General features: G+C 46.3%; 17 protein-coding genes. 12 read left to right on the forward strand and 5 right to left on the reverse strand.

Annotated features, from left to right (window positions below):
• Nucleotides 1–15: 15 nt before the first annotated feature.
• The 7 genes from B7X71_RS05995 to ptsP all read left to right on the forward strand — a co-directional run bounded on the left by B7X71_RS05995 (nucleotide 16) and on the right by ptsP (nucleotide 6,663).
• Nucleotides 16–354 carry a P-II family nitrogen regulator gene (locus B7X71_RS05995; RefSeq protein WP_011903792.1) on the forward strand — a complete coding sequence of 113 codons (339 nt, stop codon included), beginning with the start codon at nucleotides 16–18 and terminating at the stop codon, nucleotides 352–354.
• A gap of 13 nt (nucleotides 355–367) precedes the next feature.
• Nucleotides 368–1,831, forward strand: coding sequence for an ammonium transporter (gene amt, locus B7X71_RS06000; protein WP_293596772.1), 1,464 nt, complete (start codon nucleotides 368–370; stop codon nucleotides 1,829–1,831).
• A gap of 105 nt (nucleotides 1,832–1,936) precedes the next feature.
• The gene (gshA, locus tag B7X71_RS06005) at nucleotides 1,937–3,235 is read left to right on the forward strand and encodes a glutamate--cysteine ligase (RefSeq protein ID WP_215334022.1); all 1,299 of its coding nucleotides are present in this window, start codon (nucleotides 1,937–1,939) and stop codon (nucleotides 3,233–3,235) included.
• A gap of 17 nt (nucleotides 3,236–3,252) precedes the next feature.
• Nucleotides 3,253–4,194 (forward strand): glutathione synthase, encoded by a 942-nt coding sequence (gshB, locus tag B7X71_RS06010; RefSeq protein ID WP_293596773.1) that lies wholly within the window; start codon nucleotides 3,253–3,255, stop codon nucleotides 4,192–4,194.
• 2 nt (nucleotides 4,195–4,196) lie between these two features.
• The gene (locus tag B7X71_RS06015; RefSeq protein ID WP_293596774.1) at nucleotides 4,197–4,631 is read left to right on the forward strand and encodes a PTS fructose transporter subunit IIA; all 435 of its coding nucleotides are present in this window, start codon (nucleotides 4,197–4,199) and stop codon (nucleotides 4,629–4,631) included.
• An 8-nt stretch (nucleotides 4,632–4,639) separates the two neighbouring features.
• Nucleotides 4,640–4,909, forward strand: coding sequence for an HPr family phosphocarrier protein (locus tag B7X71_RS06020; RefSeq protein ID WP_293596775.1), 270 nt, complete (start codon nucleotides 4,640–4,642; stop codon nucleotides 4,907–4,909).
• Nucleotides 4,910–4,911: 2 nt separating this feature from the next.
• Nucleotides 4,912–6,663, forward strand: coding sequence for a phosphoenolpyruvate--protein phosphotransferase (gene ptsP / locus B7X71_RS06025; protein WP_293596776.1), 1,752 nt, complete (start codon nucleotides 4,912–4,914; stop codon nucleotides 6,661–6,663).
• Between the two features lie 4 nt (nucleotides 6,664–6,667).
• On the opposite strand, the gene moeB is transcribed toward ptsP, so the two are convergent.
• The 3 genes from moeB to gpmA are packed head-to-tail and all read right to left on the reverse strand — an operon-like array spanning nucleotide 6,668 to nucleotide 9,580.
• Nucleotides 6,668–7,420 (reverse strand): molybdopterin-synthase adenylyltransferase MoeB, encoded by a 753-nt coding sequence (moeB, locus tag B7X71_RS06030; RefSeq protein WP_293596777.1) that lies wholly within the window; start codon nucleotides 7,418–7,420, stop codon nucleotides 6,668–6,670.
• 22 nt (nucleotides 7,421–7,442) lie between these two features.
• A complete protein-coding gene (locus B7X71_RS06035) occupies nucleotides 7,443–8,876 on the reverse strand; it encodes a S41 family peptidase (RefSeq protein WP_293596778.1) in 1,434 nt (477 codons plus the stop codon).
• Between the two features lie 14 nt (nucleotides 8,877–8,890).
• On the reverse strand, nucleotides 8,891–9,580 hold the full coding sequence (gene gpmA / locus B7X71_RS06040) for a 2,3-diphosphoglycerate-dependent phosphoglycerate mutase (RefSeq protein WP_293596779.1): 690 nt from the start codon (nucleotides 9,578–9,580) through the stop codon (nucleotides 8,891–8,893).
• A gap of 22 nt (nucleotides 9,581–9,602) precedes the next feature.
• On the opposite strand from gpmA, the gene B7X71_RS06045 reads away from it, so the two are divergent.
• Genes B7X71_RS06045 through B7X71_RS06060 form a run of 4 tightly spaced genes read left to right on the forward strand, consistent with a single transcriptional unit; the run spans nucleotide 9,603 to nucleotide 11,882 of the window.
• Complete coding sequence (locus tag B7X71_RS06045) at nucleotides 9,603–10,016, forward strand: rhodanese-like domain-containing protein (protein WP_293596780.1); 414 nt, start codon at nucleotides 9,603–9,605, stop codon at nucleotides 10,014–10,016.
• A gap of 17 nt (nucleotides 10,017–10,033) precedes the next feature.
• Entirely contained in the window at nucleotides 10,034–10,288 is a 255-nt protein-coding gene (gene grxC, locus B7X71_RS06050) for a glutaredoxin 3 (protein ID WP_293596781.1), read from the forward strand.
• Nucleotides 10,289–10,311: 23 nt separating this feature from the next.
• Entirely contained in the window at nucleotides 10,312–10,833 is a 522-nt protein-coding gene (gene secB / locus B7X71_RS06055; RefSeq protein ID WP_293596782.1) for a protein-export chaperone SecB, read from the forward strand.
• Nucleotides 10,834–10,859: 26 nt separating this feature from the next.
• Nucleotides 10,860–11,882: an NAD(P)H-dependent glycerol-3-phosphate dehydrogenase gene (locus tag B7X71_RS06060; RefSeq protein WP_293596783.1), complete on the forward strand. Its 1,023-nt coding sequence runs from the start codon at nucleotides 10,860–10,862 to the stop codon at nucleotides 11,880–11,882.
• Nucleotides 11,883–11,887: 5 nt separating this feature from the next.
• Here the strand turns inward: B7X71_RS06060 and trmL are convergent, their stop codons facing one another.
• Nucleotides 11,888–12,358, reverse strand: coding sequence for a tRNA (uridine(34)/cytosine(34)/5-carboxymethylaminomethyluridine(34)-2'-O)-methyltransferase TrmL (gene trmL / locus B7X71_RS06065; protein ID WP_293596784.1), 471 nt, complete (start codon nucleotides 12,356–12,358; stop codon nucleotides 11,888–11,890).
• Entirely contained in the window at nucleotides 12,351–13,112 is a 762-nt protein-coding gene (locus B7X71_RS06070) for a ComF family protein (RefSeq protein ID WP_293596785.1), read from the reverse strand. The genes trmL and B7X71_RS06070 overlap by 8 nt, the downstream gene beginning before the upstream one ends.
• Nucleotides 13,113–13,136: 24 nt before the next feature.
• On the opposite strand from B7X71_RS06070, the gene B7X71_RS06075 reads away from it, so the two are divergent.
• Nucleotides 13,137–13,940 carry a methyltransferase domain-containing protein gene (locus B7X71_RS06075; RefSeq protein ID WP_293596786.1) on the forward strand — a complete coding sequence of 268 codons (804 nt, stop codon included), beginning with the start codon at nucleotides 13,137–13,139 and terminating at the stop codon, nucleotides 13,938–13,940.
• Nucleotides 13,941–14,195: the final 255 nt, after the last annotated feature.

The raw sequence follows: 14,195 nt of genomic DNA on the forward strand, positions 1-14,195 counted from the left end.
TGAACGGAGAAACGTATGAAATTAATTACCGCAATCATCAAGCCCTTCAAGCTTGACGAAGTGCGCGAAGCTCTCTCGGAAGTGGGAGTTTCGGGCATCACCGTCACTGAAGTTAAAGGCTTTGGCCGTCAAAAGGGTCACACCGAGTTGTATCGCGGTGCTGAGTATGTAGTCGACTTTTTACCTAAAGTAAAAATTGAAGCTGCTGTTGAAGATGGCATCTTGGAGCGAGCGATTGAAGCGATTGAAAAATCTGCTCGTACTGGAAAAATTGGTGATGGCAAAATTTTTGTCTCCCCAGTCGAACACGTCATTCGCATTCGTACCGGTGAAACCGGCGCGTCAGCACTTTAAAGAGAGGTTCAAAATGTTAACTTGGATGAAACGACTCCTAGCTGGAAGCGCAATGGCCTTGGCTATTGGTGCAACTAGCGTTATGGTGACTTCACCAGCTTTTGCTGATGAAGCTAAGCCAGTTGCTGCTGCGGCCGCTGCTGCAGTTGCTGCTGCTCCTGCATTGGTTCCAAACAAGGGCGATACAGCTTGGTTATTGGTGTGTACAGCATTAGTAATCTTGATGACTTTGCCTGGTTTGGCTTTGTTCTACGGCGGTTTAACACGTAGCAAGAACATTCTTTCTGTACTCGTACAGTGTATGTTCGTATTTGCGTTGATCACAGTGTTGTGGTCTCTCTATGGATACAGCTTTGCATTTACTGAAGGTGGCGCATTCATTGGTGGACTAGATCGCTTGTTCTTGCAAGGCATTACTCCAGATTCAGTTGCTGCTACATTTAGCAAAGGCATTGTGATTCCTGAGTATGTATTTATGGCCTTCCAAGCTGCGTTCGCAACAATTACTTGCTGCTTGATCATTGGCTCATTTGCTGAGCGTGCAAAGTTTTCTGCAATTATTTTGTTTGTGATTTTGTGGTTCACTTTCAGCTACTTGCCAATCGCTCACATGGTTTGGTTCTGGCCAGGTCCTGATGATATTAAAGACGCTGCATCACTCGAAGCAATTACAGCTCGTGCTGGCTGGTTGTGGCAGAAGGGTGTTCTTGACTTTGCTGGCGGTACTGTTGTTCACATCAATGCTGCGATCGCAGGCTTGGTAGGTTCATTCGTGATCGGCAAACGTTTAGGTTACGGCAAAGAAGCAATTAAGCCGCATAACTTAGTGTTCGTCATGATTGGTGCTTCACTCTTGTGGTTCGGTTGGTTTGGTTTTAATGCTGGTTCTGCTCTCGAAGCAAACGGCAGTGCAGCCTTGGCATTCGTAAACACATTGTTGGCAACAGCTGCTGCAGTATTGGGCTGGTCATTTGCTGAGTGGATTACTAAAGGCAAGCCTTCTATGTTGGGTGCTGCATCTGGTTGCGTAGCCGGTTTGGTTGCAATTACACCAGCTGCTGGTTTTGTTGGCCCAATGGGTGCACTCGTTATCGGCGTTCTTGCTGGCGTGGTTTGCTTATGGGGTGTTTCTGGTCTCAAGAAGATGTTGGGTTCAGACGACAGCTTGGACGTATTCGGTGTGCATGGCGTTGGCGGTATCTTAGGCGCTTTGTTAACTGGTGTGTTCGCAGATCCAGCTTTAGGCGGAACAGGTATTTGGGATTACGTAGCCAATGCTGCAGCCCCTGATTACTCTATTGCTAGCCAATTATGGATTCAGAGCCAAGGTGTGATTGTTACCCTGATTTGGTCTGGCGTAGTTTCTTACATCGCCTTCAAATTGGTGGATATCGTGATTGGTTTACGTGTCAAGGAAGATGCTGAGCGCGAAGGCTTGGATATCACTTCCCACGGTGAGTCTGCTTACGAGTCTTAATTAGCATTTTTACCCCTCACTGGGCGGCTTTAGTTGGCTGCCCGGTTTTTAAGCGCGGGATCCTCGGATTCCGCGTCTTTCTTTTAAAAATCTTACAATGGTGAAATGGTCCCACATCTCATCACTGCCCTTAGCGGCCCTCTTCTCGATCTCGAGTCGAAGGTATTAGAAGCAACCCCAACGATTGAGCGCTGGTTCAGGCTTGAATGGCAGGAGCACACTCCGCCGTTTTACTGTTCCGTAGATCTGCGCAATGCAGGCTTTAAGCTTGCCCCGGTTGATACCAACCTCTTTCCAGGTGGTTTTAATAACCTCTCGCCCCAAATGTTGCCTTTAGCTGTTCAGGCTGCCATGGCTGCGATTGAGAAAATTTGTCCTGAAGCAAAAAATTTACTATTGATACCCGAGCGACATACTCGCAATACGTTCTATTTGCAGAATATTGCGCGCCTGTCCTCGATCTTGCGTCAAGCAGGCCTGAATGTGCGCTTGGGCACTTTATCTGACGAAATTAAAAAACCAACTTGGATTGATTTGCCAGATGGCAATCGCCTCTTGATGGAGCCGCTATCTCGTTTGGGTCTGAAGAAGCAACGACTTGGACTAAAAGATTTTGATCCATGCTCAATTCTGCTGAACAATGATTTATCAGCAGGCATTCCTCCGATTTTAGAAAACCTGCACGAGCAGTATCTCCTACCAGGCCTACATGCTGGTTGGCATGTTCGTCGCAAATCAAATCACTTTGCTGCATACGATGAGGTTGCTAAAAAATTTGCAAAGGTAGTTGATATTGATCCATGGATGATCAACCCTTATTTTGCTAGTTGTTCAAATGTGAATTTTCATGAGCGCAAGGGCGAAGAGGAATTACAAGCAGCAGTTGAGAAGGTTTTAAAGAAGACGGCTAAAAAATATCGTGAGTACGGTATTAAAGAAAAACCTTATGTCGTTGTAAAGGCCGATGCTGGTACATACGGCATGGGTGTGATGGTGGTGAACGATCCTGCCCAACTCAAAGGCTTGAATCGCAAAGACCGAAACAAGATGAGTGTAGTAAAAGAAGGTCTTGAAGTAAGCGATGTTTTGATTCAAGAGGGCGTATATACTTTCGAGAAGGTGAACGAGGCAGTTGCTGAGCCTGTGGTGTATATGATTGACCGCTATGTGATCGGTGGCTTCTATCGCGTCCATACCGATCGTGGTCCCGATGAGAATCTCAATGCGCCAGGTATGCACTTTGTACCTTTAGCATTTGAGCAAAACTCTATGCCAGACCTGGGTGCTAAGCCTGGTAGCGCCCCCCCAAATCGTTTTTATCTCTATGGTGTTGTTGCTCGTCTAGCTTTATTGGCAGCATCTTTAGAGTTAGAGCGCTCTGATCCTAATGCAGAAGCCGCTTAACTTATTCGGATATTGAGATGAACTTTCTTTTTATTGCTGATCCTTTGGAGTCTTTTAAGATTAGCAAAGACTCCACCTTAGCAATGATGCGAGTTGCGCAAGAGTCAGGACATCAACTTTGGTTTTGCGAAAGTCGTAATATTCTCTGGAGAGATGACTTTGTAGTGGCTGATTGTCGGCCACTCGAAATTAAGCCAAGCAGTACATCATGGTTTGAATTGGGCCCCATAGAGGATCGCCCATTAAATACCTTTAACGCAGTCATGATGCGTACAGATCCGCCGTTTGATATTGAATATCTCAATACCACTTGGTTATTGTCGGCTGCTGTTCGTCAGGGTGCGAAAGTATTTAATAATCCAACGGCTATTCGCGATCACTCCGAAAAGATATCTATCACAGAGTTTCCAGAACTCATTCCGCCAACTTTAGTGACGCGTGAACTCAGTGCAATTGAAGTGTTTCATCGAGAGCATCAAGATATTGTGATCAAGCCCCTAGATGGTATGGGTGGTATGGGCGTATTTCGCGTGGGTCCCAATGGTTTAAATCTTGCCAGCATTGTTGAGACGCTAGGTGAGAATGGCGCGCGTACTTTGATGGTGCAGAGATTCTTGCCTGAGATATCCCAAGGCGATAAGCGAGTACTGCTGATCGGTGGCGAGGTGGTGCCATTTGCATTAGCCCGCATTCCGCAGGGTAGTGAAATCAGAGGTAATTTAGCTGCTGGTGGCAAAGGAGTGGCTATGCCACTAACTAATGCCGAGATAAAGGTCGCAGAGCGTCTTGCCTCTATATTGAATGCCCGAGGCTTGTTCTTGGTAGGATTAGATTTAATTGGCGCCTATGTCACCGAAATCAATGTGACTAGCCCAACATGTTTTGTAGAAATTACTGAGCAAAGTGGGTTTGATGTTTCGAAATTTTGGTTAACAGCGCTTGAAAAGGCATTGGCATAGACATGGTTGGAATCGTAATAGTTGCTCACACCCCAGTAGCAAGTGCGATGCTCGGTTTTGCTGAGCATGCGTTTGGTGTGCTGCCAGAGAGGGTTAGGGCTGTTGATATTCCGCCCTACGAAGATACAAAAGCCAGCTTCGACCGACTTTTGAAAGCGGCCTATGGCGTCAATACAGGTCAAGGCGTTTTAATATTGACCGATGTAATGGGTGCGACTCCCGCCAATGTGGCATCTAAGCTTGAAGCTTTGGGGCCATTGTCTGGTTTAAATGCACCCGTGATTGTCTTGTCCGGATTAAATCTACCCATGCTGATGCGCTGCATCTCTCATCGTGGTGAGGGCTTGGAGGAGTTGGCTAAAAAAGCGCTTCTAGGTGGTCAAAATGGAATTTTGCGCCTGGGTTCTAAAACACCGCAAGCCACTACGGAGGAATAGGACGCACTATGCCTGTTGCTGAAATCGAAATCATTAATAAGTTGGGGTTGCATGCTCGCGCATCTGCGAAGTTATCCCAGCTTGCTGCCGAGTTTCCTTGTGAAATCTTTTTATCCCGCAATGGACGTCAAATTAATGCCAAGAGCATTATGGGCGTCATGATGCTGGCTGCTGGCATTGGAAGCACAGTCACTCTAGAGACCGTTGGCGAGAAAGAGAATGAGGCAATGCAAGCTTTAGCTGCATTAATTAATGATCGATTTGGTGAGGGCGAATAGGGATGACTTTTGCTTTGCACGGAATTGCAGTATCCAAAGGCATTGCCATTGGCAAAGCCGTACTGATTTCGCGTGCAGCATTAGAAGTTAGTCATTACCTCATTGAGGCTGGCAAAGAAGAGGCTGAGGCCAAAAAGCTATTAGATGCTTTTGAGCAGGTACGCCTTGAGTTGGCGCAATTGCGCCAAGGATTGCCAAAAGACGCGCCACAAGAAATGGCTGCATTCTTAGATGTTCACGGCATGATTCTGGCAGACCCGGCTTTGGCTGAGAAACCCATTAAATTGATTCGCACTCAGAGATTAAATGCCGCCTGGGCTTTAACAACCGAGCTGAATGATCTATTGGAGCAATTTGCGGATATTGAGGACGCCTATTTAAAAGAGCGCGCCAACGATATTCGCCAGGTGGCTGAGCGTGTAATTAAAGCTTTGAATGCCCAGAAGAAAGATCCGTTGAATGATGCCGATTTTTTACCGGCAAGCGATATCGGCATTGAATCAATTATTGTTGCGCATGATATTGCCCCTCATGACATGCTGCGTTTCAAAGAGCATGCTTTCACGGGATTTGTAACAGATCTTGGAGGAAAGACTTCACACACAGCAATTGTTGCGCGCAGTATGGAAATTCCTGCGGTAGTTGGTGTGCGACACGCCAGTGAAATGATTCGTCATGGCGATTGGCTGGTATTGGATGGTGAGCATGGGGTTGTCGTTGTTGCACCCGATGAACAACTCCTTGCCGAGTATCGAAAGCTGCAAACGCAAGCTTTAAAAGAGGCTCGTAAGCTAAAGCAGTTAAAGCATGCCAAGACAGAAACAGCTGATCGGGTTGAGATTGAGTTATTTGCCAATATTGAGTTACCCGAAGATGCTATTCAGGCAGTGAAGTTGGGTGCTGTAGGCGTTGGTTTGTTCCGCTCTGAATTTTTATTCATGGATCGAAAGCAAGCCTTGCCTGATGAAGAGCAGCAGTATCAAGAATATCGTCGCGTAGTCGATTTAATGCATGGTCTGCCTGTCAATATTAGAACCATTGACGTTGGTGCTGATAAGGCCTTAGGTGGCGGTGGAGATGTTTCTCAAACTGGCGCATCCCCATTGGGATTGCGTGCGATTCGCTGGTCTTTGACCGAGCCGGAGATCTTTTTAACTCAACTCAGGGCTATCTTGCGTGCATCCGCCCATGGTCAGGCGCGCATTATGATTCCGATGTTGGCGCATGCTAAAGAAATCGATGAAACATTTAGATTGATTGAAAAGGCAAAGCAGCAATTACATCAGCGTGGCAAGGCGTTTAATCCAAATATTCAAGTTGGTGCAATGATTGAAATTCCGGCGGCGGCTTTGATGCTGCCGTTGTTTATTAATCGATTCGATTTCCTTTCGATTGGTACCAACGACTTAATTCAGTACACCTTGGCAATTGATCGTGCGGATCATGCGGTTGCGCATTTGTATGACCCCTTGCATCCAGCCATTTTGAACTTATTATCAAGCATCATTGATCAAGCGAAGCGGGCAGATGTGCCGGTTGCTGTTTGCGGTGAGATGGCTGGCGATCCTGCATTAACAAAGCTATTACTTGCGCTCGGGTTGACAGATTTCTCAATGCACTTTAGTCAACTGCTATTAGTTAAGCGCGAGATCTTAAAAGCAAATGTAGGCCTATTAAAAGCCCGCGTTCCTAGAGTCCTGCGTGCTTATGAACCCGACGAGCAGACCAAAGCATTAGAGCGATTGCTTTCTTAACTCCCTAATGTTGGGGGCCGCATACCTGACATTCTAGATTCCGAGAAATGCGAATCTCATTAATCTGAGTAGTGAGCGCATTCCACAACAACATTCTTCCCACCAAAGGCTGACCAAAGCCAATCAATACCTGCAGGGCTTGAGCCGCTTGCATCGCGCCAATAATGCCCACTAGCGGCGAGAAGATACCCATGCTGGCACAGCTAACTTCTTCAAACTGTTCTTCTGGAGAAAAAAGGCAGGCGTAGCAAGGGGATGCTTCATTTCGAAAATCAAATACGCTCAGTTGACCATCAAATTTGAGGGCAGATCCAGAGACGAGCGGCACTTTCTGATTAAAGCAAGCTGCATTAATGAGCTGACGGGTAGCAAAGTTATCGGTGCAATCTAAAACGAGATTTACTGATGGCAAGAGTTCTTGTAATAAATTCTCAGTTGCCTTCTCTGCGATTACATTAATCGTGAGCGTCGGATTGATGCTTTGCAAAAATTGCTTCCCTGATTCCACCTTACTTTTGCCGAGGGAGTTCTGGCTATGCATGATTTGTCTCTGCAAATTAGTGAGCTCGACTTTGTCATGATCAACCAACGTAATTTTTCCTACGCCAGTTGCAGCCAAGTATGGTGCGGCAGCGCTTCCTAAGCCACCGGCGCCAATGATCAGGATGTGCGAGCCAAGCAAAGTTTCTTGGCCAGCAACATCAATTTCTTCTAGCAGTAAATGCCGCGAGTAGCGAAGTAGCTGCTCATCATTCATATATATGCCTAATTGCGAGAACTTACTCTAGCTTGGAGGCAGAGCGTTTCACAGGCTCACCATTAATGAATGCGACTGCCTGAGAAAGCATAAAGTCATCTGCGCTACCGAGCTCGACAGGCTTCTTGGACTTGTCTTTTTCTTTCTCTTCAGGAGTCTTCTTGGCATTCTTTTCTTCAATACGTTGTAGCTCTTCTAGGCGACGTTTTTCACGATCGGCAACGAGCTTTTCTTCTGAAGATTGCTTGTTGCGCAAATGCTTCTCGCTGTCGATCTCGCGAGTGATTAATACATCGTCAGGATCGCCGTCTTTATTTTGATCTACTGCGATATCCGGCTTGATGCCATAGGCCTGAATCGATTTACCACTTGGCGTGTAGTAATAAGCCGTAGTGATCTTCAGTGCAGAATTATTGGTCAGTGGGCGGACTGTTTGTACTGAGCCTTTGCCAAAAGTAGTTTTACCAATAATAGTTGCACGTTTGTAATCCTGTAATGCACCAGCGACAATTTCAGAGGCGGAAGCGGAGTAGGCATTTACTAAAACTACCATCGGTAATTTTTTATATATCGCTGGTACGCTAGATAAAGGGTCGCCAGGCTCGCTCAGACGATACATTGCTGGTGTCGCATTGAATACTTGCTTTGAGTCAGCTGTCTGACCTTTAGTAGAAACAATCACAGCATCTGCTGGCAAGAAGGCGGCAGCTACACCGACTGCGCCTTGCAACAAGCCGCCACCATTGTTTCTGAGGTCAAGAATAATGCCCTTCATTTTAGGATCTTGATTTGCAAGATCAGCTAATTTTTTAGCCAGATCAGGAACAGTGCGCTCTTGAAAGCTCGTTACTCTGACCCAGGCAATATTGTTGTCCAAAATTTTGGCTTTAACGGACTGCACTTTAATTTCAGCGCGGGTAATGGTTACTGGAAAGCTACGTTCTTCACTTTTACGGAAGACAGTCAAAGTAATTTTTGTGCCCGGTGTACCGCGCATGGTGCGAACTGCCTTGTCGAGTGACATACCGCGAACGGGTTTGTCATCTAAGCGAGTAATGAGATCGCCAGCTTGCAAGCCAGCACGAGCTGCAGGGCTATCTTCAATCGGGTTAAGTACTTTGACAACGCCGTCTTCTGAAGTGATTTCAATACCAAGACCAGCAAACTTGCCGCTAGTCTGTTCCTGCATTTCCGAAAAATCTTTTTTATCAAGATAGGTGGAGTGCGGATCAAGACTGCTCACCATGCCTTTGACAGCATCGGTTAGCAGCTGTTTATCTTCAATCGGCTCAACATACTCGCGTTTGATTTGTGCAAAGACATTCGATAGTGTTCGCAGTTCATCTAAGGGTAGTGTCGTGCCCTGCTGGGCGGTAGCGGACAATTGAATAGTGGCTGCAACCCCGGCGATGAGGCCAATAGAAACGAGGGCAAAGTTCTTGAAAAATACGCGCATGCTTCTGTTTTACCTTAATCCAAATAAAAATGCTGAATGGGTTTGAGGTTATCATCGAGCTCATAAACAAGCGGGATGCCATTAGGGACGTTGATTTCCATAATGTCTTCGTCAGAAACCTGGTCGAGATACTTAATTAATGAGCGAATACTATTGCCGTGTGCAACCAGTAATACGCGCTTGCCTGCCTTGAGTGCGGGGGCGATAGATTCGTTCCAAAGGGGTAATACACGCTCGACGTTATCTTTAAGGCACTCGCCTAAGGGAATATCAGAAGCGTTCAGTTTTTCGTAGCGACGATCATTTTGCGGATTACGTTCATCACCTGTTTCCAAGAGTGGTGGGCGCACATCGTAGGAGCGGCGCCAAATATGAACCTGGGCATCTCCGTACTGTTCGGCAGTTTCGGCTTTATTCAGACCGGTCAGAGCGCCATAGTGACGCTCATTTAGTCTCCAGCTATGAACTACGGGCAGCCACATGAGGTCCATGGTGTCTTGAACATGCCACAAGGTACGAATAGCTCTTCTAAGAACAGAGGTATAGGCCACATCAAACTCATAGCCTGCCTTGCGGAGGTTTTCACCTGCGGCCAGTGCTTGTTCAGTACCTTTTGGGGTTAAGTCAACGTCCGCCCAGCCAGTGAAGCGGTTTTCAAGATTCCAGGCAGATTCGCCATGACGAATAAGGACAAGTTGTTTCATAGAGCCATTCTATAATCCGGTGATGAACTTTCTCACTCAAATTGATAATTTAGCGCTTATCGCCCTCCTGCTAGTTTCGGGCGCAGCACTCTTCCTTCCCACATTATCTACGCTTATTAGCGGAAAAGGCTTATCGCCTACAGAAGCAACTATTTGGATGAATCGCCGTAAAGCGGCTGTTTTGGACTTGCGTCCGGAGTCCGACTTTAAAGCGGGTCATCTGCCCGGGGCAAAACATATCTTGGCTGAGCAAATCCCTTCCGGAGTTGAGAAGCTGAAGCTGGACCGTAAAAACCCCATTATTTTGGTTTGCCATTCTGGTACGAGTGCGCGCAAACTTGTTCCAGAGTTGAAAAAAATGGGCTTTTCTGAGATTGCAGTCTTAGAAGGCGGAGTTCAAGGTTGGCAGGCTGCAGCCCTGCCATTGGTTAAATAATTCAGCGAGTCTCAGATATGCCACCAGTCACGATGTATAGCACCCAAGTCTGTCCATACTGCGTTATGGCAGAAAAGCTATTGCAAAAGAAAGGCGTTACAAATCTGGAGAAGATCTTGATTGACCGCGATCCTGCCCAGCGCGAGATCATGATGACGCGTACGGGTCGTCGCACTGTGCCACAAATTTATATTGGTGAGACCTATGTTGGTGGTTATGACGATCTAGTAGCCTTAGATCGCGCGGGCCAACTTGATTCACTGCTAGCTTAAAAAATTTACTCAGAAAGTTTTCCATGACTGAACAAACTACTTCCGCTCCAGATGCAGCTGATAACTCAAAAGAGCCTGGTTTCCGCATTCAACGGATCTACCTTAAGGACTTATCTTTAGAGCAGCCACATGCGCCACAAATTTTATTGGTTTCCGCTGAGCCTCAAGTAGAGGTTGAGGTGGATGTTGCTGTTACTCGTTTGGGTGATGAGATTTTTGAAGTTGCTTTAATAGCGACAGTCACTGCCAAAGTAGACGGCAAAGTACTGTTTTTGGTTGAGGCAAAGCAAGCGGGCATTTTTGAATTTAGCAATATTCCTGCAGAGCAAATTGATCCCATGTTAGGCATTGCTTGCCCAACGATTTTGTATCCTTATTTGCGCTCCAATATTGCAGACACCATTAGCCGCGCTGGTTTCCAGCCAATTCATTTGAACGAGATTAATTTCCACGGCATGTATGAACACCGCCTGATGCAGGCTGCGCAAGCGGCTGCAACGGAAGGTGGCGCTGCCGATGAAAGCAAAATCATTCTTCCTCACTAAGTTGATTTAATTAAGGCCCACAGATCATGAAAGTGACGCTGCTTGGAGCTGGATCATGGGGTACTGCTATGGCCGCACAAGCTGCGCGCCATCTTCAATCGGGCGACGTTTGTTTGTGGTCGAGAAGTGCCGAGCAGTTGGGAGAGATTCAAAAGTCGGGTGAGAACGCAGAATATTTACCTGGTGTCATCTTGCCTAAAGGCTTGCAATTAGAAGCGAGTTTTGAGCAGGCTATCGAACGCCTTTCTGAAAATGATCTTTTGGTAATTGCGACTCCAATGTCGGGTTTGTCAGAAACGGTAGCGCAGGTGCTGCGCCTCGCAAAACACCCGCTTAATATCGTTTGGTTGTGTAAGGGTTTAGAGCCCAGCACTACTTTATTGCCACACCAAGTAGTGGCGCGCGAAGATCAATTGCATAGCCATGGTCTTCAGCATTCTTACGGCGCTTTATCTGGACCCAGTTTTGCAAAAGAGGTTGGCAATGGAATGCCCTGCGCATTAACAATCGCCAGCAAATCAAATACTTTGTGCGACATTGTTCAGGGCGCCTTTCATCACGGCAATATGCGGATCTATGCTAGTGACGATTTAGTTGGAGTTGAGCTGGGTGGTGCAATTAAAAACGTTCTGGCAATTGCGGCTGGTATTGGTGATGGTCTAGACCTTGGCTTAAATGCGCGCGCTGCAGTGTTAACTCGTGGCCTTGCAGAAATGATGCGTTTAGTAAAGGCTGCTGGTGGTCGACCAGAGACCTGTATGGGGCTGACTGGCGTAGGCGATTTGATATTGACTGCCACCGGCGATCTCTCGCGTAATCGTCGTGTTGGTTTGGCACTTGCCGCAGGAAAACCTTTGCCTGAAATCTTAGGCAATTTAGGACATGTTGCTGAAGGTGTCTTGTGCGCCTCTGCGGTTGGTAATCTAGCCACTCGTCTTGGTGTCGAGATGCCAATTACTGCCATGATGTGTGAAGTCTTATCTGGAAAGCTTTCACCGCATGAGGCAGTGAAAAAACTGATGGGACGCGACCCCAAGGTTGAAGTTTAAGTTTCTTAATTTCCGCCAAGCAATCCGTTCTGGCGCCAAGCTTCATAAACCACAATTGCTACCGTGTTCGAGAGATTTAAGCTGCGACTGCTATCTTGCATCGCTAAGCGCATTTGGTTAGGCGCTGGAATCGAACTTCTCACTTCTTCAGTAATGCCTTTGGTTTCGGAGCCAAAGACAAAATAATCTTCGGGCAAATATTTGCCATCATGAAACTTGCCAGAGCTCTTAGTTGTTAAGGCAAAAATATGTGCAGGCTTGGGCTGTTCATCAGCAAGAAATTGCGCCCAGTTTTTATGAACTTTTATTTTGGCAAACTCGTGATAATCTAGTCCTGCTCTTCGAAGCTTGGCATCTTCCATGGGGAAGCCTAGCGGCTCGATGAGATGGAGTTTTGCACCCGTATTTGCACACAGGCGAATGATGTTGCCTGTATTGGGTGGAATTTCTGGTTCGAATAAAACAATATTAAACATGTTCAGATCTTTGTGATGGACGAAGTGTTCTCAGTAGAACCCAATTAATAACACGAGATACGCCATTGTCCTTCAATACGCGGGCGATTTCATTTAAGGTTGCTCCGCTAGTCATGACATCATCAAATACTACTACTGAGGTCGATTCCAGTTGCCCTTGGAATTGAGTGTTGATGAAGAACATATCTTGAATAGCGAGTTGACGATTGGCACGATTTTCAGAGGCCTGATGTTGAATGTGATGATGGCGCATCAGAATGTATGGGTTTTTATGAATGCGTTTGTCGCAATGAATACGTCTGGCTAATTCCCAACTTTGATTAAAGCCGCGGGAACACAATTTTTCTCGGCTGAGTGGTACGGGGAGTAAAAATTCTGCTTGTAAATTGTGGATGTCTTTAGGCATCAGCTGATTCCATGCTGATGCCAGCCCATGAGCGCAAGCAAGTCTTCGTTGATATTTCAATTGATGCAAAGCGGACTGCAGTCTTCCATCGTAGCGATCAAGGCAAAAGGTCTGATCAAAGTAGGGCGCGTTGAGAGCACACTCTTGACAACGTTTTTCTTTTAGCTCGCTTGCTTGAAGAGTGAGTCCGCACTGCTGACAACATTCATAATTCAATAGCTGCTCAAAAGCAAGTCGCGAGGAGCAATCAACGCAGAGCGTGCGTTGCTGAAATACCCCACAAACAATACAAGCGCTGGGCAATAAGCGAGAAGAAATGACTTCAAAAATATTCTCTATTGTTCGCATGGGGTCGCTGAGTATACTGAGCCAATGACCCAATCAATCAGATGGCTTCAGGATGAAATTGCAGCTCGCATGTTGCAAAAATTAGACATCGTTAAGTTAGAAGTAAAGGACGTCTTGTTATTCCCGGATTTCCCTGGGGCGCATGCTCCTTTTCTGACGAAGCGATTTCCGGGCGTTCGTTTTCATAGCGCACCTGAACCTGAACTATCGGGTTTTGATTTATTCAAATTGAGGTTGGCTCGATTTTGGAATTCAAGAATGAAATCAGCATCTGTTGTTTCCCTTAGTGATTACAAGAAAACAGGCCGCATTAACCTTCCTAGTAATTCTGTAGATTTAGTCGTGAGCGTTCTCTTCATTCAGGATCTGGTTGATCCTAAGCATTTTTTGCAAGAGTGCTGGCGAGTACTGAAAGAGGGCGGTTTACTGACATTCAGTTATCTCGGCCCGGATACTGCTAAGGAGCTCAGATCTGAACTTGTGGCTCAGCAATTACCGCTCAAGAAGTTGGCTAGCCCCTGGGATATGCACGATATGGGGGATGCCTTGCTGGGTGAGCGCCTTTCAGACCCAGTCATGGACATGGAATTCTTGGGGCTGGACTATGACAGTGACAACATTCTTTTATCGGATGCTAAGGCACTAAATTTGCTTGGCCCTGTTGATCAAAATACCCCCTTATCCACTCAATTACCCAAAAAACTAACCCTAGAAGTGGTTTATGGACACGCCTGGGCTTTGGGTAAGCACCTTGCTAAATCACAAGATCATGTCGCTTATATTGATCCAAATCAAATCGGACGCAAGACTAGGAGTGATTCTGCTTAAGTGTGAGCACACACTATCTTTTAAACCATTGCCAAGATTGAGGCGAGCCTGGTTAACCCGGTTTGTTGTTGAGTCTAAATAACCCTATAATTAGCGCTAGTTGAATTGCTTGATACCGTTTTTTTGGGCTTTCTGAGGCTGTATTGCTGCAGAAACTCATGACAATAAACAGAGAATAAGATGAATTTATTTGGAAAAGTCACTAGGGCTTCGCTCTACTTAGTAGCAGCCTTTGGCACTGCAATTGCACAGGCT

The organism is Polynucleobacter sp. 39-46-10, from assembly GCF_002282275.1.